Raw genomic sequence first — 23,540 nt, 5'->3', positions numbered from 1 at the left:
TGCAGGGCAGCCCAGGAATAGGGCTGAGTTAAATCGCAGGCAACAAAATATGGAAACCCTCACTTGCGTGGGCTCTTCCAGACTTTAAAACCGCTTCGAATCATATCCAACACAGCAGACCAGGATGTGTCTCTGGTCACTTCAAACGACATCAGTGATCAGCTGAAGAGTCTGCCCTGCACCTTCCGACGGATGGTTGTACCTGCCTACGTGATGCCGGCCTACAAAGATCGGCAGACGCACAAATAATCGAACAATCGGTGTGCGAAAGACTTCAGAACACGATGAATCAACCGTTCTAAACTGCATCACTCCGGCGGTTGTGGTGTTTCGTAACGCCGCATCCTTGGGCATACCTGCCACCGGTTGGAGTACCAACAGCCGTCCAATCGAAAGCCCCCTGCTGCCCTTGCCATCATCCGTCATCTTTCCATGAGCTCTTCCCGAAGCGGGTGCGCGTAGGTCGAACAGTCGCAGCAAAAAGCGAGCGCCGCCATACAACCACTGCTTTAGATTATCAAAAGGATACTCCACAGTGGATCTTCGGTTGACCATCATTTCAGAATGAATCTGCATTCGCTCGAAAGCCTCTTCGTGACGGTAGACATATCGGCGCCCAGCCTCGGTACCTAGCGCTTTTAGCGGACAGTCGGCGTGCCCTTGATTTTTTCCGCCTCAGCACTGGTTGTACCAGCCGAATCCTGACGGCCCCTTCAACAATACCAAGGTGTTAAATTCTTTGACGAAACAGTAGCAGATCACAAAAGCCTCTACGCAATTCGTCTACATGTCATACCTTGGGAAACCCCCTACAAAACAAACATTTCTTTCCTACAAATATAATAATGACACACTGATTAGAACTGGCTAGCCTCTACTTGAACAGAACACTCAGTCGCACTAACGTGCACCAATACTATCGGATATGGATTTGACATACATGTCTGCCCTAACGACCTCTCTTGGCACTCGCTATGAAACCGTTGGTGATGGTGTAGAGTCCAGTAATGCCTCGTGGAGTTTCGGAGGTACGACACCTGAGCACTTTGACTCCCACGTATCGAAATCCGTACCCAGATACAAGGATGGGCACGATATCGTGCTGTCGCTCAGCGACTTTTTTGTAAAAAACGATAGCACCTGCTACGAACTTGGCAGTTCCACCGGCACCCTAACTCGGCAACTTGCACAGCGCCATAGCGCATCGACGAAGTGGGTGGGCATTGATGTGGAAGAAGCCATGACCCGCAAGGCGAATGAGCTTTTGGGCGCATCGCCGCAGCATAACGTCAGTTTCATTACCGATGACATTCTGAGTTTCCCCTATGAAAAAAGCGATCTGATAGTTGCGTATTACACTATCCAATTTGTGCACCCATGTATTCGCCAAGCCTTGTTCGATCGGATCTATGAGTCCTTGAACTGGGGTGGTACTTTTATCATGTTTGAAAAAGTACGTGGCCCAGACGCACGCTTTCAAGACATCATTAGCAGTCTGTATGTAGATTATAAGCGGGACCAAGGCTATAGCGCCGATGAAATTCTGGCGAAAACCAGAAGCTTGAAAGGTGTACTTGAGCCTTTTTCCACGGCCGGCAATATAGACATGTTATCTCGTGCCGGCTTCAAGGATATAACCAGTATTTTCAAATATATTTGCTTTGAAGGATTTTTCTGCATCAAGTAACTAGGACGTGATCGTGAGCACAACTATAGAACAACAATACTTACAACTTTTGCAGATCCCAGACACGTTTCGCGCGCAGAAAATGAATTGTGAGTTGTGCAATTCCAAAGACCATTGGGTTTTGCTGGAAAGTGTCCAGGGGCCCGGTGACCAAACCGTGGCATTGCCGGTGCTCGGTTGCCAGGACTGCGGCCATATTTTCCAGCAATACCGGTTCGATCAAGCTTTCTACGACGCTTACTACGACAAATACTACCGCCTGAATCTGTTCGGTAATACGGGACCTGAGCGCGCGTTCTTTTTGGACCAAGTACACCGCGGCGAACACCTATACCGGTACTTGCAAGATGTGCTTCCCGCCAAAGGCAAAATGCTTGACGTCGGCTGTTCCGCCGGCGGCCTGATGATTCCCTTCGCGAAACGGGGCTGGATAGTAAGAGGCAATGATCCCGATCGGGCCTACGTGGAATACGGCAAAAACATCGGCCTGGGCATCGACCTGGTGGGTGCCGAACGTATGAGCTCCAGTGGTGATTACAACCTGATCATCATCAATGGTTCGTTGGAACATGTTCATGATGTCAACCGAGTCATGCAACTTTGCCGACTGGCGAGTGCTGAAGATGGGTTGCTGTTGATTGAAGGTCGCGCGCTGGGTTACGGCATTGAACAAGGGTTTCTAACCCATAACCATCGCCGTTACTTGAGTGCCAGCAGCATTGAGTACTTGATGCGCGTGCATGGTTGGGAACCGATCCGGACCACCCATGAGCCCGTGTGCGGGCCTACTCGGCCAGGAGCGGTGTTCGTGCTAGGGCGAGTCTGTGCTCAACCTGTCACCGAACACCTCGAAAATACTAAGGCCCAGGGTCGCAAGGCACTTCAGGAGTCTTATATGCCCAGCCTGCACGCGTTGCGAGCCCGCGCATGAGTGCCTCGGCCTGGGCCCTCGAAAAATCGAGGGTGAAAACCCACTCATGCTTCAGGGATGACTTGATCGTGACCCCGCCCCCAGCCGATTCGGTTATGCGGCGCCACAACCTCTACGACCCCCGCAATGATATGGGCTTTGAACTGGGCATGGCCGAGTACTCACTTGCTTTGCTCTTCGATGGCCAGCGAAGCCTGAACGATATTGCCGACGCCGCCCTTGCGCAGCATCGAATCAAGGTCAACCCTGAGAAGCTTGCGCAATTTGAGCGCAGATTGCTCAACCTGAAACTGCTGAGCAGCGAGCAAACCGCGCATAAAAAGGACCTCCGCGACCCCGCCACAGGCATCACCTACGGCCCGCTGAAAGAGCATCTGCTGATTAACCTGGTGAAAACCAACCCGCAGCCACTGCTCGATCATATTTACCGGTTGGCGCCCTGGTGCTGCCGCGCGGCATTCATTTTGCCGGTGCTGGCGCTGGCCCTGGCGAGCTTCGTGTACCTGGGCGCGCACTTCGGCACGTTCATGACCGATGCTGGCGACACATATATCCAAAGTTACCGCTGGTTGCTCTGGCACTTCCCGGTCATTTTGACTTCCATCGCCCTTCACGAACTGGGGCACGCGATGGCCTGTCGTCACTATGGGGTCAAGGTCAACGATTTCGGAATCGGCATTTACTTGTTGCTGGCTACCGGGTGGGTACATCCGGTGCAGGCGCAGTGGTCGCGGCTGCCGCTGAACCAACGAGTGATCACCATTCTGGCCGGCCCCTTGGTCAGTCTTCTGTATGCAGGTGTGGGCATTGTCCTGTGGGCAATGTTCCGTGACTCCCAAGGGGGTTTGCCTGCTCTTTTTGTAGTGATGATCGTGGCTTCGTTAGTTTCCCTCGTACCGACGCTGCTGCCCATTTTTAATGGTGACACGTACCTGGCGATTACAGAAGCTCTCGGACAACCGCGCCTGCGCCAGCGTGCATTCAACTATGTAAAGCGGCATTGGCGCACCGCGCCGCTGGAAACGGTTTCCCCTGCATTGCGCAAGCTCTACTGGAGCACATTCCTGTTGACCTGCCTGGGCTGGATAATCGCCTGGTATTTCACCTCGGCCACCCTGATTCGCCTTTTCAACCACCCGTAAGGACAGTGTCATGACTCAATCTACAATGACCCCAGCTATCGCCAACACCGATGAACTCACCACCGAATCCGCTAGCAGCGTCGCGCCGCAAGCCCTCAACGATACGCCGTTCGAGGAATTCGACCTCGACGATATCGAAATCATCGAAAGCAAAGTTTTCGCCTGATCGTTCCGCGCTTCCTCGGCTTTACGCCGAGGGAGCCGCCATCTTCCTCTGACTGGGCAACCACATGGCTCATTTCGTTAAGCCCGAACCGATTGGTGTGGGTATCCAGTACAACCCCGAGATCCTCGACTGGTTTCCATTTGAGGAAATCGAAGTCGATGTGCTAGAAATACTGCTCGACAACATCATGGCCCCCATGGATGGCCCGCAGATTATCAGGCCCGCGGCCCAGGCGATGATCAACCGGCTGGCTCAGAAATTCACGCTGCTGGCGCATTCCAATTACGGTTGCGACTTTGGTTTCAGCTCTCTTGAAGAAACCGCCGCCGTGCAACGCCACGTACCCCTAGCCAAGATGTTGAACAGCCCATGGGTCGCCAACCATTGTTTTTACGGCGACAACTCCTGGCTGGATATCTGGAGCAGCCCGCTGCAGTTTTCCAATGCCGAGGTGCTGCGCTGCGCCGAACGCGCGAAAACGTTGCAGGCACATTACGGGACACCGCTGGCCCATGAGAACGCCGCCTATTATCTGCAATGTCCGGGCGCGGAAATGCGTGAAGCCGAGTTTCTGGCCCGGCTCGTGCAGAAGTCCGGCACCTTTTTGCACCTGGATTTGCACAACATCTACACCAATCACCTGAACCTGAAAAGCTTCGACTTACGCGACTACCTCGACACCTTGCCATTGGACAAGGTGATCTCGGTGCATCTGGCCGGCGGCAGTTGGCACGAGGGGCTTTACCACGACTGGCATGACGCGTGTGTACCCGAACCTGTTTGGGATCTGTACCAGGAACTCATGTCACGTACCCAACCCTCGGCGATCATCCTGGAATACCAGGGACAGGCTCACCACGCACTGACACGAGTGATGGACGCCAATGACGAACACATGATCGTCACCGATGTGCGGCGCGCACAGAAAATCTGGAACCACTACACAAAACCGGTACAGGAGCTGATGCATGGATGCTGAGCTGGTCTGGAAGCTATGGCGACGCCTGCTACGCGATGAAACACTGCAGAAGCAGTTGTATGAGGCTCAGGGCGCGACTCAATGGCTGCAACACTTTCCCAATGACGAGCGGGTGATTCTGCACGCCTATGCCAGTCAGTTTGAAAGGGTGAAATGGTTCGTCGAAAACTATCAGTTCCGCTTGTCCAATTCCTTTATCAATGCGCTGGAAACCGGCGCCCCATTGACTTTGCGAGCACTGCTCAACATCGGCCTGGATCTACCGACATTGTCCACGGCATTCCTGCGTCAACAAGAGTGGTTCGACTACGGGCCAAGGGTTTATGGCTATTGCGATTCGGCGCTGGGCTTTTTGCTCGAACGCCAGGAACTCGCTGACTATCCGCAGATTCGCGACCTGATGGGGCTTGAGCGCGAATGTGTGCGCCTCTACACCGGACTGGTAGAAACTAGCGACGTAATGCCGGGATATTATCAGCGCACTGACGGTGCACGCATTTACCAGAGCCGTTATGCGCTGTCGCACTGGTTGCGTGATAAAAGCCTGCTGGGGCGTAGCAGCCCTGAGGAAACGAGCCAACACATCCTGGTGTATTTGCCCAACCGTGAGGCCCGCCACAAATTTACGCTGATAGGCCCGCGTGCGGCGCAGCTCTACCGATGCCTGGAGCAACCGCAGTCACAAGTCACCTTAATGCAAATGCTGAGCTCCACAGCCGCCGCGCAACCCAGCGGCGAAGACCTAGCACTGCTCGGTAAACTGCATCAACTCAACGCAATCAGGATGCCGGTCTAGAACATGGAAAGCTCACAGTACTTTTGGCTGCGATCGACCGGTTTCCCCATTCATCACTTGACGAGTTTGGGCCGATTCGCTGAGCTGCCATCGTGCCGCGCCTTTGAACAAGACTTCCGCTCATTGCAGGCTCAGAAAGCAACGTTACTTGAAGAGGTCAACTCGCATTCACCCCAGGCCTGCCGAAAATTCATCCGCAAACTCAACGAGGACCAAGTCCTGCAGTCCTCCGACCTGCCGGAAGTGTTGCGCGAATGCTTGGCCGAGGCTTTGCAGCGCTGGAACGGTTTGTTGGAGCGAACTTCGGCGTGTGAAGAGGCCGCACAGGAATACGACGCCTATCTGGAGAGCGCCCGCCAAGGGCTGATCGACTTCCTGGATGATGAAGCGGTGGCCGAGGCCTTGTTCATATCCAACCCGTCGGCGATGGCACGCATCCGTGAACTGGTCAGGGACCGGCACAACAGAAACGACACCCGCAAAAAGCAGAAGCTGCGTTTAGGCTGGAGCTACGCGCAACGTTTCTGCGCCAAGAACGATACCTCAAGTTTTTTCGGACCTTTGGCCTGGGGCCGGTTCGATGACCGCCAGACGGACCATATACGGCTAACTCAGGGCGACACGGCGTGGATCAAGGATCGCCGCATCTTCTTCGAAAATTGGGTGGTACAGCGGCTGGTAGAACAGATCAACCTGCAGTGTCCAGACACCGACCGCATGCCCTTGCAGCTCAATACCGGTTGTTACCTGAACGAACAGACCCTGTTCATGCCGATTGGCAAAAGCCAGCACCTCAACCCGCAAACCGCACAGGTACTGCACTACATTAGTGACCAACAGGGTCGAGAACCAACGTTTGCCGGGGTGTTGAGCGCCTGCTCGGAGGTCGCGGCCAGCACATTGCACGATCTACTGGAACACCTTGTGAGCAAACGGATCGTGCACCGAGGCTGGCAAATGTCCCCTCGTGAGCGTAATCCAATCGTGCGACTACAACACTGCCTGGCCAACGCAGGGGCATCCGAAAGGTTCAGCCAGGTCTGGCAATCGCGCCTTGAAGCACTGGAAGGTTTGCGCCGTGACTACGCCCACGGCGACCTGCTGCGCCGGGCCGAATGCCTGGAGGGCTTGAACCAGCTGCTAGCCGAGGCTGGGGTCGACCTCAGCCGAGAACCCGGCGCCATGTATGTCGGCCGTTACCCGGTGTACGAGGATTGTTCGAGAAACATGGACATCAGCCTCGGCCAAGCCGTGCTCAGTCAAGTCAACGAAGAGCTGGCGCCGCTGATGCGCATCAATCAGTGGCTGATCAAAGCCATCGCGCATCAACTCAATGAGGCTTTCATCGAGGTCTGGGAACAGCGCCATGCTGATAATCCCGGGCAGCCGGTCGATTTTCTCGACCTGATCAGCACGCTTGCTCCTCTGTTTCCGGCACTGGAAGCGCGCATCATCCTCGACCTCGATCAGCGCCTGGAAACGGCCTGGACGCATCTACTGCAGGACTTCCCAGCGCATCCTGAGGTGCATCTTTGTGCGGCGGACATAGAACGCCTGATCGCCCTGTTGAACGCCGATCTGGAGGTCGCCGGCTTTGAGGTCTTTGGCAGTGACTATCACTCTCCGGATATCCTGCTTTCCAGCGCGTCGGTGGCGGCGTTCAATCGTGGCGATTACGAAATCATCGTGGGTGAAGTGCATCCGGCAGTCCATACGCTGAGCCAGCCCGTTGCCGCGCCGTTCGGACCGTTCAATACGCAGATAAACCAACAGGTAGAGGCGATTTTCCAGCGCCCTCGCCTGATACTGGCGGACTCGCCCGACAGTTATCAACGCTCGCACATAGACTGGCCGCTGCAGCCCTCTTACTTGCAACTGGTACTGCCTTCTGGTGGCGGTTGTGTCGCGGCGAACCAGCAGTTTGCCGCCGGTAGGGCAAAAGTGCTGCGAGTGAATGGTCGCCTGCAAGTGGTCGACGCCCTGGGGGAGTTCAGCGAAGACTTGCTGTGTGTGTATTCCACCGCTATGCATCGGCTGGGCTTCGCCCTGGCCGGTAGTGCCGTGGCCAAACACGAGCACCGACGTATCTGGTTGGGTCGTACCCTCTACAAGCGCGCTTCCTGGCTATTCACCAGAGATCGCCTGCCAGAGCCGAAGGGCTCGGTCGACGAGCTTGAACACACTCTGCAATGGCGTGCCTGGGCCGCCGATCATGGCTTGCCCCGTTATGCCTTCATCAAGATCGATACCGAACCCAAACCGCTGTTCCTCGACTTCGATAACCCGTTGTCCTTCGACGGCATCAGCAACGCCCTGAAGAACGCGGGTCACGCAAAGTTCTCGGAAATGCGACCGTGCCCCGATGAGCTTTGGCTTGAAGAAGAGCGGGGTCGTTTCTGCTGTGAAATACGCACATCCTTTTCCACATGCGAGACGCCTGCGACATGAGCAATGAGAACATAGACTCTTGCACCAAAGCCGATCAGGAAGCCAAACACTCGTTTTTGTACTTGTTTTTGACCATATTCATCCCATTTGGCCTCGGGCATTTTGTTTCGTATCTGTTTCGCACGGTCAACGCCTTGATCTACGTGGATCTGGAACGGGAACTGCACCTGCCCGCCAGTAGCCTCGGCTTGTTGACCGGCGTGTACTTTCTGACTTTCGCCGCGGCGCAAATTCCGCTGGGTGTCATGCTCGACCGCTACGGACCACGTAGCGTGCAGGCTCCCATGTTGCTGTTCGCCGTGTTGGGCTCGCTGATTTTCAGCTTCTCCCAGACCGAGCTGGGCCTGATCATTGGTCGCGGCCTGATTGGTCTAGGTGTTGCCGGTTCGCTGATGAGTGCGATCAAGGCGTGCGCCATCTGGCTGCCTGCCGAACGCTTGCCACTGAGTACAGCATGCCTGTTATCGGTGGGCGGCTTGGGCGCAATGGCGTCCACCACGCCGCTGCATGAACTGCTCAAGTGGATCACATGGCGTGAAGCGTTCTTGATTCTGGCGCTGCTGACTTTTTTCGTCTGCGTAGTCATTCATCGGAGCGTGCCGCGCACCTACAATCCCAAACACACCACTCTCGGCGATATGTCCAAGGCAGTGGGGAAGCTTTATTCCTCATGGGTTTTCTGGCGACTGGCGTTGTACTCGGTATTTGCCCATGCGATTTACATGTCAGTGCTGTCGCTATGGATGGGGCCTTGGCTACGCGATGTTGCCCAGCTGAACGAGTCCGGCATGGCCAATACCTTGCTCTGGGGTACCGTGGCGATGGTGGCAGGCTCGCTGGCCTTCGGCTGGATCACCGACTACCTGCGGCGCTTTGGTGTGCAGCCGATAATGGTGTGCGGTGTCGGGGTTTCAATCTTCATCGTATTTCAATCACTGATGATCAGCGGACTACCCGTATCGCCGCTATTGATTGCTATGGGGTTCAGCTTCTTCGGCACTTCCACCACCATGAACTACGCGATCGTGGCTCAGTCGGTATCCCCTGAACTGGCCGGACGGGTCAGTTCGTCGTTCAACCTGGTGGTGTTCGTGTTGGCTTTTGTCTTGCAATGGTTGATGGGAGAAATTCTGAACCTGTGGCCTGCATCCGGGAAAGGGCATCCGGTGGAGGCTTATCAATGGTCGCTGGGGGTGATGATTGCGTTGCAGGTACCGGGGGTGATGTTGTGGCTGAGTTTTAAACCGTGGGAATTGAAAACCGCGGCGACACGGTAAAACCCAGGCAGCTATTTTCACCTTAGCGAAAGCCTACCCTCCAGACCCGCCAGCACAAATCGCAGGCAAAAAAAAACCCGGAAATCCTCACTTGCGTGGGCCTTCCGGATTTTCTAAACCGCCAAAAATGGTGGGTCGTGTGGGATTCGAACCTACGACCAATTGGTTAAAAGCCAACTGCTCTACCAACTGAGCTAACGACCCGCTGTGTGGTGGCGCGTATAATACTGATTTTTAAGGACTATTCAACACCTATTTTGAAAAAAATCAAAAATAAGGTGTTGGGTCGCTGATTCCGGCCGCCGCAAAGCCTTCTGCGCGCAGGCGGCAGCTGTCGCACTTGCCGCAGGCACGGCCGTTATCGTCGGCCTGGTAGCAGGAAACGGTCAGGCCGTAATTCACACCCAGCTTCACGCCAGCCTGGACAATCTGCGCCTTGCTGAGGTTTTGCAGTGGAGCTTGAATGCGGAAGCCATTGCCTTCTACGCCGGCCTTGGTCGCCAGATTGGCCATGCGCTCGAAAGACTCGATGAACTCGGGTCGGCAGTCCGGGTAACCGGAGTAATCCACCGCGTTGACGCCGATGAAGATGTCTCGCGCGCCGAGCACTTCTGCCCAGCCCAGCGCCAGGGACAGGAACACCGTGTTACGCGCAGGCACGTAGGTCACCGGAATGCCCTCGCCCAGCTCTTCCGGGATATCGATGCTGCTATCAGTCAGCGCCGAGCCGCCCATGCCGTTCAGGTTCAGACCGATGACCTTGTGCTCGACCACACCCAGGTCGCGTGCGACACGCTCTGCAGCGTATAGCTCAGCGTGGGAACGCTGGCCGTAGTCGAAGCTCATGGTGAAGCAGCTGTAGCCTTCGGCGCGGGCCATGGCCACGACGGTTGCCGAGTCCAGGCCACCGGACAACAGGATGACCGCACGTTTTCCAGCAGTGTTGAGTGGTTCAGTCATTTCAGCGCCCCGGCTCGTCATTCCAAAGATATTTATGCAACTGCAATTGCAGACGCACTGGCAGGTTGTCCGCCACCACCCAGTCCGCCAGGTCTCGTGCATTGAGATCATGGTGGCTTGGCGAGAACAGGACTTCACCGGCGCGCTTGTCCAGACCGTACTGGATCAGCTTGGACACGGACCAGTCATAGTCTTCCCGCGAGCAGATGACAAACTTCACCTGATCGTTGGGCGTCAGCAGTTCGATGTTTTCGTAGCGGTTGCGATGCGCTTCCTTCGAGCCTGGAGTCTTCAGGTCGACAACGCGACTGACCCGGGAATCTACCGCCGAGATATCAATCGAGCCACTGGTTTCCAGTGACACTTCATAACCGGCGTCGCACAGGCGCTTGAGCAGTGGAATGGCATTGGGCTGGGCCAGGGGCTCGCCGCCCGTGACGCAGACGTAGCGCGGACGAAAGCCGGCGACCTGCTCGAGGATATCGTCGAGGGTACGGATGGTCCCGCCAGTGAAGGCGTAGGCGCTGTCGCAGTACTGGCAACGCAGGGGGCAACCGGTCAGGCGCACAAAAACAGTGGGCAGGCCAGCAGTCCGCGTTTCACCCTGCAACGAGTAGAAAACTTCGGTAATTCTCAATGTGTCTTGCATAGTCGCCACGGGCGTAACAGCTAAACAGGCTGTCCGCCTCCGTCAGGCACTTCAAGGAGCCCCGGCAATGCGCAGGCCCCAAAAAGCGTGTTTCATAAAAAGGGCGTGAATTCTAACGAAAAAACCCGCGACAAGCGCGGGTTTCTTCGAAAGGGTCAAGCGGCCCTTACATTTTCTGCAGATCACGCTGGGCCAACTGAGCGGCGGAAGTGCCCGGATACTGGGACACAACTTGCTGCAGAATGCCTTTTACCTTGTCGGGATGACCCAGGCGGCGCTCTACGTCAGCGAGCTTGTACAGCGAGTCAGGCACTTTGGCGTGCTTGGGATACAGCTGCGAAACCTTGGCAAAGGCCTGACCTGCACCTTGCAGGTCGCCTTTGGCCAGGTTCACTTCGCCCAACCAGTACTGGGCATTGCCTGCGTACTGGCTGTTCGGGTATTTGCGCAGGAATGCGGCAAAAGCCTGGCTGGCCTTGTCGAAATCCTTGGCTTTGATCAGGTCGAAGGCCGCATCGTAATAGAGCTTTTCCTTCGCCGGATCCGCAGGCTCGCTACCCGCGGCGGGTGCTTGAGCGGCTGCCGCTCCTGCACCTGCAGCTGCGCCAGCTGCTGCACCGGGGGCGTTCAAGTCGCCACCGGTGGAAGAATTTTCAGGAGTCGCGGCTGGTGCAACGCCGGTCCCTATACGCCGATCAAGATCCTGGTATCGCTCCAGGCTTTCCTGCTTCATGCGCGATACATCATTTTGCAGTTCTTCAATCACACCCTGTTGGCGCGAGATCTGCTCCTGCATTTGTTGCAGTTGGTTGAACAGCTGGCCCTGTGCCGAGACAGGGGTCGAAACCCCTCCCCCGGCATAGGCGCCGTTCGTACCGTAACCTGCAGGCGGATTACTGATCCCGCTATTGTTATAGCCGGAGTCGTTTTCGACCACAGGAACCGCAGCCCACGCCGCAAGCGGCGCGAGACTGAGAGCCAGAACAGTTACAGCACGACGGCACGTTCGCATGACGAATTACTTACGCAGTTCGACGCGACGGTTTTGAGCCCAGGACTGCTCGTCGTTGCCGGTAGCAACTGGACGCTCTTCGCCGTAGGAAACCAGTTCCAGCTGAGCTGGGGAAACACCTTGCAGTACCAGGTAGCGCTGAACGGCTTTCGCACGACGCTCGCCCAGTGCCATGTTGTACTCACGAGTACCACGTTCGTCGGTGTTGCCTTCCAGAACAACGCGAGCGCCGTTTGCTTTCAGGTCTTTGGCGTGAACGTCCAGAGCGCGCATGGCTTCTGGCTTCAGGTCCGAACTGTCGTATTCGAAGTAGAAAGTAGTGATAGCGCGCAGTGCAGCTTCTTCGCTCAGGGAGCCGTCAACTGCACCAGTGTTTGCGCCATAACCAGCGTTTGGATCTACCGCGCCTTCACCGGCATTGTCGCCGCCTTTGGACGAGCAACCTACAGCTACAGCCATGGCCAGTGCCAGCGCAGCAAATTTACCAAACTTCAGCATTTCCATCGTGAAACTCCTAATGAACCCCAGTGTGTTAAGTAAAACGTATAGCGCCGCGTCAGTTCAGGTAAGGGGACCAGGAAGGTTCTCTGACTTCGCCTTGAGCGGTAGGAAGCGGGAGCCTTACGCGTCCATTGATAGACACGAGCATCAAGACTCCCCGGCCCTGCTGGCGGGTGGCGTAGATTACCATGGTGCCGTTGGGCGCGACAGTGGGCGACTCGTCCAGAGTGCTATCAGTGAGGATTTTTACGCTACCGCGTTGCAAATCCTGGGCCGCCACCTTGAAATTGGTGAAGCCATCCTGACGGTGAATCATGACAAGCGTCTTTTCATCAGCCGACAGTTTAGGGTTGGCGTTGTAGTTACCGACGAAAGTCACTCGTTCGGCACCGCCGCCGCCCACACTGGTCTTGTAGATCTGCGGCTTGCCGCCACGATCGGAAGTGAAGTAGATGGTCGAGCCATCCTTGCCCCAGAACGGTTCGGTGTTGATGCCAGGACCGTTGGTGACGCGACTGATCTGACGCGAGCCCAGGTTCATCACATAGATGTCCGGGTTGCCGTCTTTCGACAGTACGAACGCCAGGCGATTGCCATCCGGCGACCAGGCTGGCGCGCCGTTCAGGCCTTCGAAGTTGGTGATCTGCTCACGGCGACCGGTGTCGATGTTCTGCATGAAAATGCGCGGACGCTTCTGCTCGAACGAGACGTAGGCGATACGCTTGCCATCGGGTGCGAAGCGCGGCGACAGGATCGGCTCGCGCGATTGCAGCAGGGTCACGGCACGGGCGCCGTCATAGTCCGAACGCTGCAGCGTGTAACGGGTGTTCTTTTCGGAGAAGCGCTCGGCCGTCACGTACAGCAGGCGAGTCGAGAACGCACCCTTGATACCGGTGAGCTTTTCGAACGACTGGTCGGCGATGTAGTGCGACATGTCGCGCAACTGATCGACGCTGCCCGACACGCTGCCGGTCAGCACTTGCTGCTCGGTGGCGACGTTGAACAGGGCGTATTGAACCTGCAGGCGACCGCCCGCTGGCGCAATGCTGCCGACCATCACGTACTGTGCGCCCAGCGCCTTGAAGTCACGGAAGATGATTTCGCTGGCCTGGCTAGGCTGGCTGATCATGTTCTGCTTTGGAATCGGCGAGTAGTAACCCGAGTTACGCAGGTCGTTACCGATGATTTCCGCCATGTCGTCCGGCAGCACGCTGCCGCCCTGGTTGCCAAACGGCACGACCGCGATCGGGGTGGCCCGATCGCTGCCGCTGGTGACCAGAATGTTTTTCTCATCTGCCATCGCGATCCCTGCCATGCAGCAGATCACGACGAGCATTCCTCGAAGGAGGTTTCTCACGGGGCTAGATCCTCAGGTGTGAATGTCATCTTGAATGAACGATACGGAGCAAAATCGCTCGGCTTCATTCCCTGCATTTCTGTCAAACGTCCAATATTCTTCACTGCCGCTACGGCTGAAGCGTCAAACGGACCGTCGCCACTGGACTTGAGCACCTTGACCGAAGTCACCGTACCGTCCGGCAACATGCCGATTTGCAGCTGAACCGTCATGCCTTTGCGGGCCGAAGGTGGACGAGCCCAGCCTTCCGCTGCACGCACTCGAATCAGGTCGTCGAAACTGCCGGCGACTTCGTCACCCTGCTCATCGGCCAAGGCCTGCTGACGCTGCGGCGTATCGGAAAGCAAATCTGCCAGGGCCTGGGCCTTTTTGTCTTCGGCGGATTTACGCGCCGCATCCTGCGATTTCTTCTTCGCAGCATCGGCAGCAGCTTTCTTCTTCGCTTCTTCGGCGACTTTCTTCTTCGCCTCTTCAGCTTCAGCTTTCTTCTTGGCGTCTTCGGCGGCTTTCTTTTTCGCGTCTTCGACGATCTTTTTCTTCGCTTCTTCAGCGGCCGCTTTCTTGGCCTCTTCTTCAGCAGCCTTCTTGGCTTCTTCTTCCGCTTTCTTCTTGGCTATATCAGCCAATTGTTTCTCTTCTGCCTTCTTGGCTTCGGCGGTCTTCTTCGCTTCATCGGCTTTCTTGGCTTCATCAGCCTTCTTGGCCTCATCAGCCTTTTTCGCCTCTTCCGCTTTCTTCGACTCGTCGGCCTTCTTGGCTTCCTCGGCCTTTTGAGCCGCGTCTTCTTTCTTTTGTTCCGCAGCCTTTATCGCTTCCTGCTCGACCTTCTTCTGTTCCAACTGCTCGACTTCGGTCTGGCGCGCGGCGGATTTCTTCGCCTCACCCGCAATCTTCTGATTGGTCTGGGTGGTTGCCTGACTTTTCGATTTCAGCTGGTACAGGGTCGCCTGGACAATCGGCTTGGCCGGCGGCAGCTCCGGGGTGAAGGCAAAACTGACAAACAGCATGCCGAACACCAGCACGTGCAAGCCAATCGCCCAGACACTAGGCCAGAAGTAGCTTTCCGAGGCGGACGGCTCTCGCTGTTGCTGCATCAGGGCGCCTCGGTAATCAAGCCAACATTACCGACGCCGGCTTTCTGCAACCCGCCCATGGCGCCCATGACGGAGCCGTAGTCGACACTCTTGTCACCGCGGATGAACACCTGGGTGCGCTTGCCGCCTTCGTTGCCCACGCGAATGATCTTGGTCACCGCATCAGTCATTTGCGGCAGGGTCATGGCCCTGTCCTGCTGCTTCTCGGTGTCGACTTCGCTGCCAAGGTTCCAGTAATAGGTCTTGTCGGATTTGATCGAAATGGTCAGGACCTGGGTGTTGTTGTCCTGCGGCAAGGCCTCACTGGAAACCTTGGGCAGATCAACTTTCACGCCCTGATTGAGCATTGGCGCGGTCACCATGAAGATGACCAGCAGCACCAACATCACGTCGATGTAGGGCACCACGTTCATCTCGGCGACCGGCTTGCGCTTTTTGCGAGCTCGAGCGATTAAAGCCATCGGGAAATTACCTGCTTATTCTTCGCTGGTGTGCACTTTGCGGTGCAGGATCGCCTGGAATTCATCGGCGAAGGTGTAGTAACGGCCCAGCAAGGTTTCGCTGCGAGCAGCAAAACGGTTGTAAGCGATAACGGCTGGAATGGCCGCGAACAGGCCGATCGCGGTGGCGATCAAGGCTTCAGCGATACCCGGAGCCACGGTGGCCAGGGTCGCTTGCTGGGCAGTTGCCAGGCCACGGAAGGAGTTCATGATGCCCCAGACCGTACCGAACAGACCGATATACGGGCTCACGGAACCGACAGTGGCGAGGAACGGCAGGCTCTGCTCAAGCTTCTCTTCTTCACGGGAGATGGCTACGCGCATGGCACGGGCCACACCTTCCATGACCGCCTCGGGATCGACCCCAGGCTGCTGGCGCAGACGGGAGAATTCCTTGAAGCCGGCGCGGAAGATCTGCTCGACACCCGAGTCCGGGTCCGGGTTGCTACCCGCCTGACGGTAGAGTTTGGACAGGTCGATACCCGACCAGAAGCGCTCCTCGAAGCTCTCCAGGGCGCGTCGACCGGCACGCAGCAGGTTGCTGCGCTGAAAGATCATGATCCATGAGGTCACCGATGCGGCTACCAGGGTCAGCATTACCAGTTGCACCACGATACTGGCATTGCTGACCAGGCTCCACATGGAGGAATGGTCGACGACGTTAGCTTCCACGCTTTATCTCCTGCTTTGAGTGTGTACCCGCGCCGCTCACGGCGGCAAAGGCCGCTCGTAGAGCTTCGGGAATGGCCCGGGGTTTCAAACTGTCAGTGCGCACACAGGCCACCAAAAACTGCCCTTCGCAGAGCAGCGCATCATCCGTAGCCCGCCTGACCTGCTGTTTGAAGCGCAGGCTGGCACGGTTCAATTCGATTACTTCAGCGCTTACCAGCAGCTCGTCATCCAGTCGCGCCGGCGCGTGGTAGCGCGCTTCGCTGGAATGCACGACGAACAACAGGTCCTCCCCGGCAAGCGTAGATTGGGCAAAGCCCAACTCTCGTAGCCGCTCGGTTCGAGCCCGTTCCATAAACTTGAGGTAATTGACGTAATACACGATGCCGCCCGCATCGGTGTCCTCGTAATAAACGCGACAACGATGTGCGAAAGGCTCAAGCCCGTTTTGCGCGCGCATACTCTAGTGCTTACTCCTCGGGTTGCCAATCCGGCCAGGCAACTGTTTTTCAATGTTCTGCGGCTTTCGCGCAAAAGTACGGTCCTGGGACCACACATTGCCCGAAAAAATCAGCTCGCAACGTTAATTAATCGTCCACGGCATCAAGGAACTCGTCTACCACGGGCATTTCGCCCAATCGTGACGGAATGTTTAAACCAAAATGCAGGTACGCGTGCCGTGTCACGACCCGGCCGCGCGGCGTGCGCATGATGTAGCCCTGCTGGATCAGGTACGGCTCCAGCACATCTTCAATGGTGTGACGTTCTTCGCTGATCGCCGCGGCCAGGCTGTCTACCCCCACCGGCCCACCATCGAACTTCTCGATCATGGTCAGCAACAGACGTCGGTCCTGATGATCGAAGCCACGCTCGTCGACATCCAGCAGGTTCAGGGCCAGGTCGGCAATCGGCTTGGTGATGTGGCCTTTGGCGCGCACTTCGGCGAAATCCCGAACCCGGCGCAGCAAGCGGTTGGCGATTCGCGGAGTGCCGCGGGCACGCCGAGCGATTTCGAAGGCGCCTTCCGGGTCCAGCGGCAGGCCGAGGATGTTCGCCGAACGACTGACAATCGTCGACAGGTCGGCTGTGCTGTAGAACTCCAGGCGCTGGACGATGCCGAAACGGTCACGCAACGGGTTGGTCAGCATCCCCGCCCGCGTGGTCGCACCGACCAGGGTGAACGGCGGCAGATCGAGCTTGATCGACCGCGCGGCCGGCCCTTCACCGATCATGATGTCGAGCTGGAAATCCTCCATGGCCGGATACAGCACTTCCTCGACAATCGGCGACAAGCGATGGATTTCATCGATGAACAGCACGTCGTGGGGTTCAAGGTTGGTCAGGAGCGCCGCCAGGTCGCCAGGACGCTCAAGGACCGGCCCCGAAGTGCTCTTGATCGACACACCCATTTCCTGGGCGATGATATTGGCAAGGGTGGTCTTGCCCAAGCCCGGCGGGCCGAAGATCAACGTATGGTCCAGGGACTCGTTTCGCCCGCGGGCAGCCTGGATGAACAGCTCCATCTGCTCGCGAACGGTCGGCTGGCCAATGTACTCGGCCAGGCTGACGGGGCGTATCGCCCGGTCCTGGACTTCCTCGCGATCACGGGGCGCGCCCGTGGCGGCGATCAGACGGTCAGCTTCAATCACTTAGATCATTCCCTTCAGGGCACGACGAATCAGGTCTTCGCTGCTCAAGCCTTTCTCCTTGATCGCGGAAATCGCCTTGCTGGCTTCCTGCGGCTTGTAGCCCAGGGAGATCAGCGCGCTAACCGCGTCGTTTTCGGCGCTATTGACCGGCGCTGGCCCGTCCGGCTGGTTCGGCACCAGGGCAAACATGGCCGGCACGGTTTCCCAGGCCTTGAAGCGATCCTTGAGTTCCACCAACAGGCGTTCAGCGGTTTTCTTGCCCACGCCAGGCACCTTGGTCAGCGCCGAGGTATCCTGGGACTGCACGCAACGCACCAGCTCGTCGACTTCCAGGCTCGACATCAAGGCCAGGGCCAGTTTCGGCCCTACACCATTGAGACGGATCAGTTCGCGAAAAAAGTCTCGCTCACGCTTGCCGACAAAGCCATAGAGTAACTGCGCGTCTTCGCGTACGACCAGATGGGTGTGCAGCGTCAGCGGTTCACCGACCGACGGCAAGCGATAAAGCGTGGTCATGGGCACTTCAAGCTCATACCCCAGGCCATTTACATCCAGAATCAGGTGCGGCGGCTGTTTCTCAGCCAGAGTGCCGCGCAAGCGTCCAATCACGTTACAGATCCTTGAGCGTTGGCCAGCCCTGGGCCAGCGACTGACAGAGCAAGGGTTTTGCGCCGACAACCCAGGCGCATGACCCTCATTCCAGAAAAATGATTGCTGATGCTATCAGAGACGCAGGCGCCCGCCACGACTGCGTGCGGCGCCCAGGCCATGGGGCAACAGGCTGGAGCGGGTGTGCGCATGGCAAATGGCAATGGCCAGTGCGTCGGAGGCATCGATTTGCGGTTTACTGGTCAGCTTCAGCATATGCATGACCATCATCTGTACTTGCTCTTTATTGGCCGCGCCGGTGCCGACGACCGCCTGCTTTACCTGGGTCGCCGTGTATTCGGCGATCTCCAGGCTTTCCTCGGCACCTGCCACGATGGCTGCGCCACGGGCCTGCCCCAGCTTCAAGGCGGAGTCGGCGTTACGGGCCATGAACACTTTCTCGATGCCCATGGTTACCGGATGGTAGGTCTGAATGATTTCCCGCACGCCGCGATAGACTATCTGCAGCCGCTCATGCAGCTCGCCGGCACCGGTACGAATGCAACCGGAGGCCACGTACTCGCAGCCACGACCGGTATCGCGTACCACGCCATAACCGGTAATGCGCGAACCGGGGTCGATACCAAGAATTAAAGTCATAACGCCTGCGGGTTAAATATGTAGGAGCGAGCTTGCTCGCGATGGACGTTAACGAAAACGCGGTTCACCTGACTAAGCGCGTCGCTTTCAGGTTTATCGCGAGCAAGCTCGCTCCTACAGACAGCAGATCAACCGAGTTGTGCGGCGACCGACTCTGGAATATCGGCATTGGAGTAGACGTTCTGCACGTCATCCAGGTCTTCGAGCATATCGATCAGCTTGAGGATTTTCTCCGCCCCTTCCAGGTCCAGCTCGGCGCTGGTGGTCGGCAGCATGACGATTTCCGCATCATCACCCTTGAAACCGGCTGCTTCCAGCGCGTTGCGCACCGCATAGAATCCGGTGAATGAGGTGAACACATCGATAGAGCCGTCTTCGTTGCTGACAACGTCATCGGCATCGGCTTCCAGCGCTGCTTCGGTCAAGGCATCTTCATCGACGCCTGGCGCAAAGCTGATTTGCCCCTTGCGCTCGAAAAGATAGGCCACCGAACCGTCGGTGCCGAGGTTGCCGCCGCACTTGCTGAACGCATGGCGAACAGCCGCTGCGGTCCGGTTTCGGTTGTCGGTCATGCACTCGACCATCACAGCCACGCCGCCGGGACCGTAACCTTCGTAGGTCAGCTCTTCGACGTTGTCGGCTTCGGTCGCACCAGCACCACGGGCAATGGCGCGATCGATGATGTCGCGGCTCATGTTCGCCCCAAGGGCCTTGTCCAGCGCCAGGCGCAGGCGCGGATTCGAGCCAGGCTCGCCACCACCCTGACGGGCCGCGACGGTCAGTTCACGAATCCACTTGGTGAAGATCTTGCCTCTCTTGGCATCCTGACGTTCTTTGCGGTGCTTGATGTTCGCCCACTTGGAATGACCTGCCATATCTCGCTCCGAATTCTCTTTGAAACATTGCCCGCCACGCTGCATCGCGCCGGCCGGCAAACAAAAATCTTGAACTGCTGTATGTATAAAGAAAGGGCGCATCCGCGGATGCGCCCTCCTGAGCCTTACTCAGCCTTGGGCGTTTCGCGCAGACGAATGTGCAGTTCGCGCAATGCCTTGGCATCGACCTGGCCCGGCGCCTGAGTCATGACGTCCGCCGCGCTCTGGGTTTTCGGGAAGGCGATCACTTCACGGATAGACTGGGCGCCAGTCATCAGCATCACCAGACGGTCCAGGCCGAAGGCCAGGCCACCGTGCGGCGGCGCGCCGTATTTCAGGGCGTCGAGCAGGAAGCCGAATTTCTCTTCCTGTTCAGCTTCATTAATGCCCAGCAGGCGGAACACCGACTGTTGCATCTCTTTACGGTGGATACGGATCGAACCGCCACCCAGCTCGGTACCGTTCAATACCATGTCGTAGGCACGGGACAGAGCGCCAGCCGGGTTGGCTTCCAGCTCTGCCGGGGTGCACTTCGGCGCAGTGAACGGGTGGTGCAAGGCGGTGAAGCTGCCATCGTCGTTCTCTTCGAACATCGGGAAGTCGACGACCCACATTGGCGCCCACTTGCAGGTCAGCAGGTCCAGGTCATGGCCGAGCTTGATCCGCAGCGCGCCCAGGGCTTCGCTGACGATCTTCGCTTTGTCGGCGCCGAAGAACACGATATCGCCGTCGACCGCACCAACGCGATCGAGGATCACGTTGAGGTTGGCTTCAGGAATGTTCTTCACGATTGGCGACTGCAGGCCTTCGACGCCTTTGGCGCGCTCGTTGACCTTGATGTACGCCAGGCCCTTGGCACCGTAGATGCCGACGAACTTGGTGTAGTCGTCGATCTGCTTGCGCGGCATGCTTGCCCCGCCTGGAACGCGCAGGGCGGCAATGCGGCATTTAGGGTCGTTGGCCGGGCCGCTGAACACCTTGAAGTCGACTTCCTTGAGCTGGTCGGCAACGTCAACCAGTTCCAGCGGGTTACGCAGGTCTGGCTTGTCGGAACCGTAGCGACGCATGGCTTCTTCGAAAGTCATGTGCGGGAATTCACCGAATTCCAGACCCAACACTTCCTTGAACAGGTTGCGGATCATTTGCTCGGTCAGGCCCATGATCTCTTTTTCATCGAGGAAACTGGTCTCGATGTCGATCTGGGTGAATTCCGGCTGGCGGTCGGCGCGCAGGTCTTCGTCGCGAAAGCACTTGGCGATCTGGTAGTAACGATCGAAGCCCGCGACCATCAGCAGTTGCTTGAACAGCTGCGGTGATTGCGGAAGGGCGAAGAACGAACCGGCATGGGTACGGCTGGGCACCAGGTAATCGCGCGCACCTTCAGGGGTAGCACGGGTCAGGATCGGCGTCTCGACGTCGAGGAAGCCGTTCTCGTCGAGGAAGCGACGGATGCTGGTGGTCATGCGCGAACGCAGGCGCAGCTTCTCGGCCATCTCCGGACGACGCAGGTCCAGGAAGCGATAGCGCAGGCGGGTTTCTTCGCCGACGTCGGAGAACTCGTTCAACGGGAACGGCGGGGTTTCCGACTCGTTCAGCACTTCCAGCTCATAGCCCAGGACTTCGATCATGCCCGACGCCATGTTGGCGTTGGTGGCACCGGCCGGACGCAGGCGAACCTTGCCGGTGATCTTCACGACGTACTCGCTGCGCACGCGATCGGCAGCGGCGAAGGATTCAGCGCGGTCCGGATCGAACACCACCTGGGCCAGACCGTCACGATCACGGATATCGAGGAAAATCACCCCACCGTGGTCACGACGACGGTGGACCCATCCGCAAAGGGTAATTTCCTGGCCTTCCAGGCTTTCGTTCAGTTGGCCGCAATAATGGCTGCGCATCATGGTAGTGGTTTCGCTTCTCGTAATTCGACATTCAGTTGGAGGGCTCGCGTCGATCCGCTGACGGATGACGCAAGAACTCGCGCGTGTGGTTCAACTCAGGTCCAGAAACCTAGTCAGCTTTGTCGCCGCCGGCCAGGTTCTTCTTGGAACCGGTCTTGAAATCGGTCTCGTACCAGCCCGTGCCGCTGAGGCGAAAGCCTGGCATGGACAGCAGTTTCTTAAGCTCTGGCGCCTGGCACGCAGGGCAGTCGACCAACGGTGCATCGCTGATCTTTTGAATGGCTTCCAACTGATGACCACAGGAAGCACATTGGTAATCGTACATCGGCATGGGGGTTGTCTCGGCGATCAGATTGCTACCGCGCACGCTGGGTTTTGCGGCAAAGAGCGGGATTATATCCATTAAATGCAGCCTGTGCAGCCGTAAGACTGCACAGATCGACACGTTGCTCCTTGATTCATCAGGTTCAAGCCATTACCGGGCAATGCCCTTCCTTGCGGCTGTGGACAACACAGACCACCCGCACCAGCCCGCTGAAATTCCTCACCCCGCCATGACGCAAATGCACTTGGCGATCGACATGGGACAGCAACGCGCTGACCGAACAGCAATTGACCCTGGCCATGTCGCCCAAAATATCCCAATACACCTGTTCAAGCCGCAAACAGGTGGCAAAGCCATTCAATCGCACCGACCGGGATAGTGGCTGGGCCAGCCCCATATCGAACTCACTGACAAATGGATCGACCTTTATGTCCCTGGCCGAACTGATCCGCCCCTCGTCTCTCCTGCCTTCATATTCCATATCGCTGACACTCCTTTGCCATTTGCGGTTTCTATAAAAGCAATTTGCATGCTTATAAAAACGTGAGGACAAAGTTATAGCCAGATGACTTTATGACCATCCGCGTAGGATAAGCCAACAACTGAAGGCAGATCAGGGAGAGCGTCCTAGTCCAACACTTTTCCTACAGCAACAGACGAAGAATCGCTCACTCGCCAGGGCGCCCTTCCGAGGAAAAGCGGCGCGCGAACAACAGTGCCATTCACGCGCCGGCGCATCATTGATCCAGCAGCGCGCGGAGCATCCACGCGGTTTTCTCGTGGACCTGCATGCGCTGGGTCAGCAGGTCAGCCGTCGGTTCGTCGCTGACCTTGTCGAGCAGCGGGAAGATCCCACGGGCCGTACGCGTGACAGCCTCCTGTCCCGCCACCAGTTGCCTGATCATGTCTTCGGCAGCTGGCACCCCCTCTTCTTCCTTGATGGAAGACAGGCGCGCATAAACGGAATAGGCGCCCGGCGCCGGAAATCCGAGCGCGCGAATACGCTCGGCAATCGAGTCGACCGCCAACGCCAACTCGTTATATTGCTCCTCGAACATCAAATGCAGGGTGCGGAACATGGGACCCGTAACGTTCCAATGGAAGTTATGGGTTTTCAGGTAAAGCACATAGGTGTCCGACAGCAGACGCGAAAGTCCGTCGACTATGGACTTGCGGTCCTCTTCACTGATACCGATATCGATTGCCATGTTTTTCCCCTAAAGGTGATGAAGTTCATCCAACAGGTGCAAGACCACTCTAGCAAGCCTGTCGCCAGGCTGCAGCTCGGATGCCCCGCCAGGCCGCAAAGCCACCCGATGCACCGCTGGACTCCTTGATTTGAGTAGGCTGCAGCTTTGCTGTTAAATAGGCAGC

At 57.3% G+C, this 23,540-nt stretch carries 25 protein-coding genes, 1 tRNA gene and 1 pseudogene; 8 read left to right on the top strand and 19 right to left on the bottom strand.

Going from position 1 to position 23,540, the window contains the following annotated elements:
• Positions 1-471 precede the first annotated feature (471 nt).
• Positions 472-654: pseudogene (locus tag ACYP2Q_RS28340) on the bottom strand (IS5/IS1182 family transposase); the annotation flags it as partial.
• 286 nt (positions 655-940) lie between these two features.
• Between ACYP2Q_RS28340 and ACYP2Q_RS28335 the strand changes: the two are divergent.
• From ACYP2Q_RS28335 to ACYP2Q_RS28300, 8 genes are all read left to right on the top strand, one after another.
• Positions 941-1,687: a methyltransferase domain-containing protein gene (locus ACYP2Q_RS28335; RefSeq protein WP_459733488.1), complete on the top strand. Its 747-nt coding sequence runs from the start codon at positions 941-943 to the stop codon at positions 1,685-1,687.
• A gap of 13 nt (positions 1,688-1,700) precedes the next feature.
• Positions 1,701-2,618 (top strand): class I SAM-dependent methyltransferase, encoded by a 918-nt coding sequence (locus ACYP2Q_RS28330; protein ID WP_459733487.1) that lies wholly within the window; start codon positions 1,701-1,703, stop codon positions 2,616-2,618.
• Positions 2,615-3,760: a M50 family metallopeptidase gene (locus ACYP2Q_RS28325; protein WP_459733486.1), complete on the top strand. Its 1,146-nt coding sequence runs from the start codon at positions 2,615-2,617 to the stop codon at positions 3,758-3,760. Before ACYP2Q_RS28330 ends, ACYP2Q_RS28325 begins: the two co-directional genes overlap by 4 nt.
• Before the next feature lie 10 nt (positions 3,761-3,770).
• On the top strand, positions 3,771-3,926 hold the full coding sequence (tglA, locus tag ACYP2Q_RS28320; RefSeq protein WP_459733485.1) for a 3-thiaglutamate biosynthesis pearlin carrier peptide TglA: 156 nt from the start codon (positions 3,771-3,773) through the stop codon (positions 3,924-3,926).
• A 97-nt stretch (positions 3,927-4,023) separates the two neighbouring features.
• On the top strand, positions 4,024-4,905 hold the full coding sequence (locus ACYP2Q_RS28315; RefSeq protein ID WP_459733484.1) for an MbnB/TglH/ChrH family RiPP precursor modification enzyme: 882 nt from the start codon (positions 4,024-4,026) through the stop codon (positions 4,903-4,905).
• Positions 4,895-5,701, top strand: coding sequence for a hypothetical protein (locus ACYP2Q_RS28310; RefSeq protein ID WP_459733483.1), 807 nt, complete (start codon positions 4,895-4,897; stop codon positions 5,699-5,701). Before ACYP2Q_RS28315 ends, ACYP2Q_RS28310 begins: the two co-directional genes overlap by 11 nt.
• Before the next feature lie 123 nt (positions 5,702-5,824).
• On the top strand, positions 5,825-8,149 hold the full coding sequence (locus ACYP2Q_RS28305) for a lantibiotic dehydratase (protein ID WP_459733482.1): 2,325 nt from the start codon (positions 5,825-5,827) through the stop codon (positions 8,147-8,149).
• Positions 8,146-9,426 (top strand): MFS transporter, encoded by a 1,281-nt coding sequence (locus tag ACYP2Q_RS28300; RefSeq protein ID WP_459733481.1) that lies wholly within the window; start codon positions 8,146-8,148, stop codon positions 9,424-9,426. The genes ACYP2Q_RS28305 and ACYP2Q_RS28300 overlap by 4 nt, the downstream gene beginning before the upstream one ends.
• A gap of 128 nt (positions 9,427-9,554) precedes the next feature.
• Here ACYP2Q_RS28300 and ACYP2Q_RS28295 read toward each other — a convergent pair.
• The 18 genes from ACYP2Q_RS28295 to ACYP2Q_RS28210 form a co-directional block, all read right to left on the bottom strand.
• A tRNA-Lys gene (locus ACYP2Q_RS28295) sits at positions 9,555-9,630 on the bottom strand.
• A 63-nt stretch (positions 9,631-9,693) separates the two neighbouring features.
• Positions 9,694-10,386, bottom strand: a complete 693-nt coding sequence (gene queC, locus ACYP2Q_RS28290) for a 7-cyano-7-deazaguanine synthase QueC (RefSeq protein WP_459733480.1) — start codon at positions 10,384-10,386, stop codon at positions 9,694-9,696.
• A 1-nt stretch (position 10,387) separates the two neighbouring features.
• Positions 10,388-11,035, bottom strand: a complete 648-nt coding sequence (queE, locus tag ACYP2Q_RS28285; RefSeq protein ID WP_056726033.1) for a 7-carboxy-7-deazaguanine synthase QueE — start codon at positions 11,033-11,035, stop codon at positions 10,388-10,390.
• Positions 11,036-11,201: 166 nt separating this feature from the next.
• Positions 11,202-12,047 carry a tol-pal system protein YbgF gene (gene ybgF / locus ACYP2Q_RS28280; RefSeq protein WP_459733479.1) on the bottom strand — a complete coding sequence of 282 codons (846 nt, stop codon included), beginning with the start codon at positions 12,045-12,047 and terminating at the stop codon, positions 11,202-11,204.
• A 6-nt stretch (positions 12,048-12,053) separates the two neighbouring features.
• Complete coding sequence (gene pal, locus ACYP2Q_RS28275; protein ID WP_003178634.1) at positions 12,054-12,551, bottom strand: peptidoglycan-associated lipoprotein Pal; 498 nt, start codon at positions 12,549-12,551, stop codon at positions 12,054-12,056.
• A 52-nt stretch (positions 12,552-12,603) separates the two neighbouring features.
• Positions 12,604-13,884 carry a Tol-Pal system beta propeller repeat protein TolB gene (gene tolB, locus ACYP2Q_RS28270; RefSeq protein WP_459733493.1) on the bottom strand — a complete coding sequence of 427 codons (1,281 nt, stop codon included), beginning with the start codon at positions 13,882-13,884 and terminating at the stop codon, positions 12,604-12,606.
• A 17-nt stretch (positions 13,885-13,901) separates the two neighbouring features.
• Complete coding sequence (gene tolA / locus ACYP2Q_RS28265) at positions 13,902-14,999, bottom strand: cell envelope integrity protein TolA (protein WP_077185284.1); 1,098 nt, start codon at positions 14,997-14,999, stop codon at positions 13,902-13,904.
• Positions 14,999-15,451, bottom strand: coding sequence for a protein TolR (tolR, locus tag ACYP2Q_RS28260; protein ID WP_162135951.1), 453 nt, complete (start codon positions 15,449-15,451; stop codon positions 14,999-15,001). Before tolR ends, tolA begins: the two co-directional genes overlap by 1 nt.
• 24 nt (positions 15,452-15,475) lie before the next feature.
• Complete coding sequence (gene tolQ, locus ACYP2Q_RS28255) at positions 15,476-16,171, bottom strand: protein TolQ (protein WP_007995636.1); 696 nt, start codon at positions 16,169-16,171, stop codon at positions 15,476-15,478.
• Entirely contained in the window at positions 16,161-16,628 is a 468-nt protein-coding gene (ybgC, locus tag ACYP2Q_RS28250) for a tol-pal system-associated acyl-CoA thioesterase (RefSeq protein WP_459733478.1), read from the bottom strand. The genes tolQ and ybgC overlap by 11 nt, the downstream gene beginning before the upstream one ends.
• Positions 16,629-16,755: 127 nt before the next feature.
• Entirely contained in the window at positions 16,756-17,817 is a 1,062-nt protein-coding gene (gene ruvB / locus ACYP2Q_RS28245) for a Holliday junction branch migration DNA helicase RuvB (RefSeq protein WP_046818807.1), read from the bottom strand.
• The gene (gene ruvA / locus ACYP2Q_RS28240; RefSeq protein WP_046818808.1) at positions 17,818-18,426 is read right to left on the bottom strand and encodes a Holliday junction branch migration protein RuvA; all 609 of its coding nucleotides are present in this window, start codon (positions 18,424-18,426) and stop codon (positions 17,818-17,820) included. It lies immediately after the preceding gene.
• A gap of 114 nt (positions 18,427-18,540) precedes the next feature.
• The gene (ruvC, locus tag ACYP2Q_RS28235; RefSeq protein WP_008015799.1) at positions 18,541-19,065 is read right to left on the bottom strand and encodes a crossover junction endodeoxyribonuclease RuvC; all 525 of its coding nucleotides are present in this window, start codon (positions 19,063-19,065) and stop codon (positions 18,541-18,543) included.
• Between the two features lie 128 nt (positions 19,066-19,193).
• Positions 19,194-19,940, bottom strand: coding sequence for a YebC/PmpR family DNA-binding transcriptional regulator (locus tag ACYP2Q_RS28230; protein ID WP_459733477.1), 747 nt, complete (start codon positions 19,938-19,940; stop codon positions 19,194-19,196).
• 125 nt (positions 19,941-20,065) lie between these two features.
• A complete protein-coding gene (gene aspS, locus ACYP2Q_RS28225) occupies positions 20,066-21,841 on the bottom strand; it encodes an aspartate--tRNA ligase (protein ID WP_408598603.1) in 1,776 nt (591 codons plus the stop codon).
• 109 nt (positions 21,842-21,950) lie between these two features.
• Positions 21,951-22,172, bottom strand: coding sequence for an FmdB family zinc ribbon protein (locus ACYP2Q_RS28220; protein ID WP_032829812.1), 222 nt, complete (start codon positions 22,170-22,172; stop codon positions 21,951-21,953).
• 136 nt (positions 22,173-22,308) lie between these two features.
• Positions 22,309-22,647 (bottom strand): ribbon-helix-helix domain-containing protein, encoded by a 339-nt coding sequence (locus ACYP2Q_RS28215; RefSeq protein WP_459733476.1) that lies wholly within the window; start codon positions 22,645-22,647, stop codon positions 22,309-22,311.
• 256 nt (positions 22,648-22,903) lie between these two features.
• Entirely contained in the window at positions 22,904-23,374 is a 471-nt protein-coding gene (locus ACYP2Q_RS28210; protein ID WP_180205182.1) for a Dps family protein, read from the bottom strand.
• Positions 23,375-23,540 lie beyond the last annotated feature (166 nt).

The organism is Pseudomonas sp. MHK4, from assembly GCF_054600775.1.
This window is presented reverse-complemented; position numbering and strand designations above follow the sequence as displayed.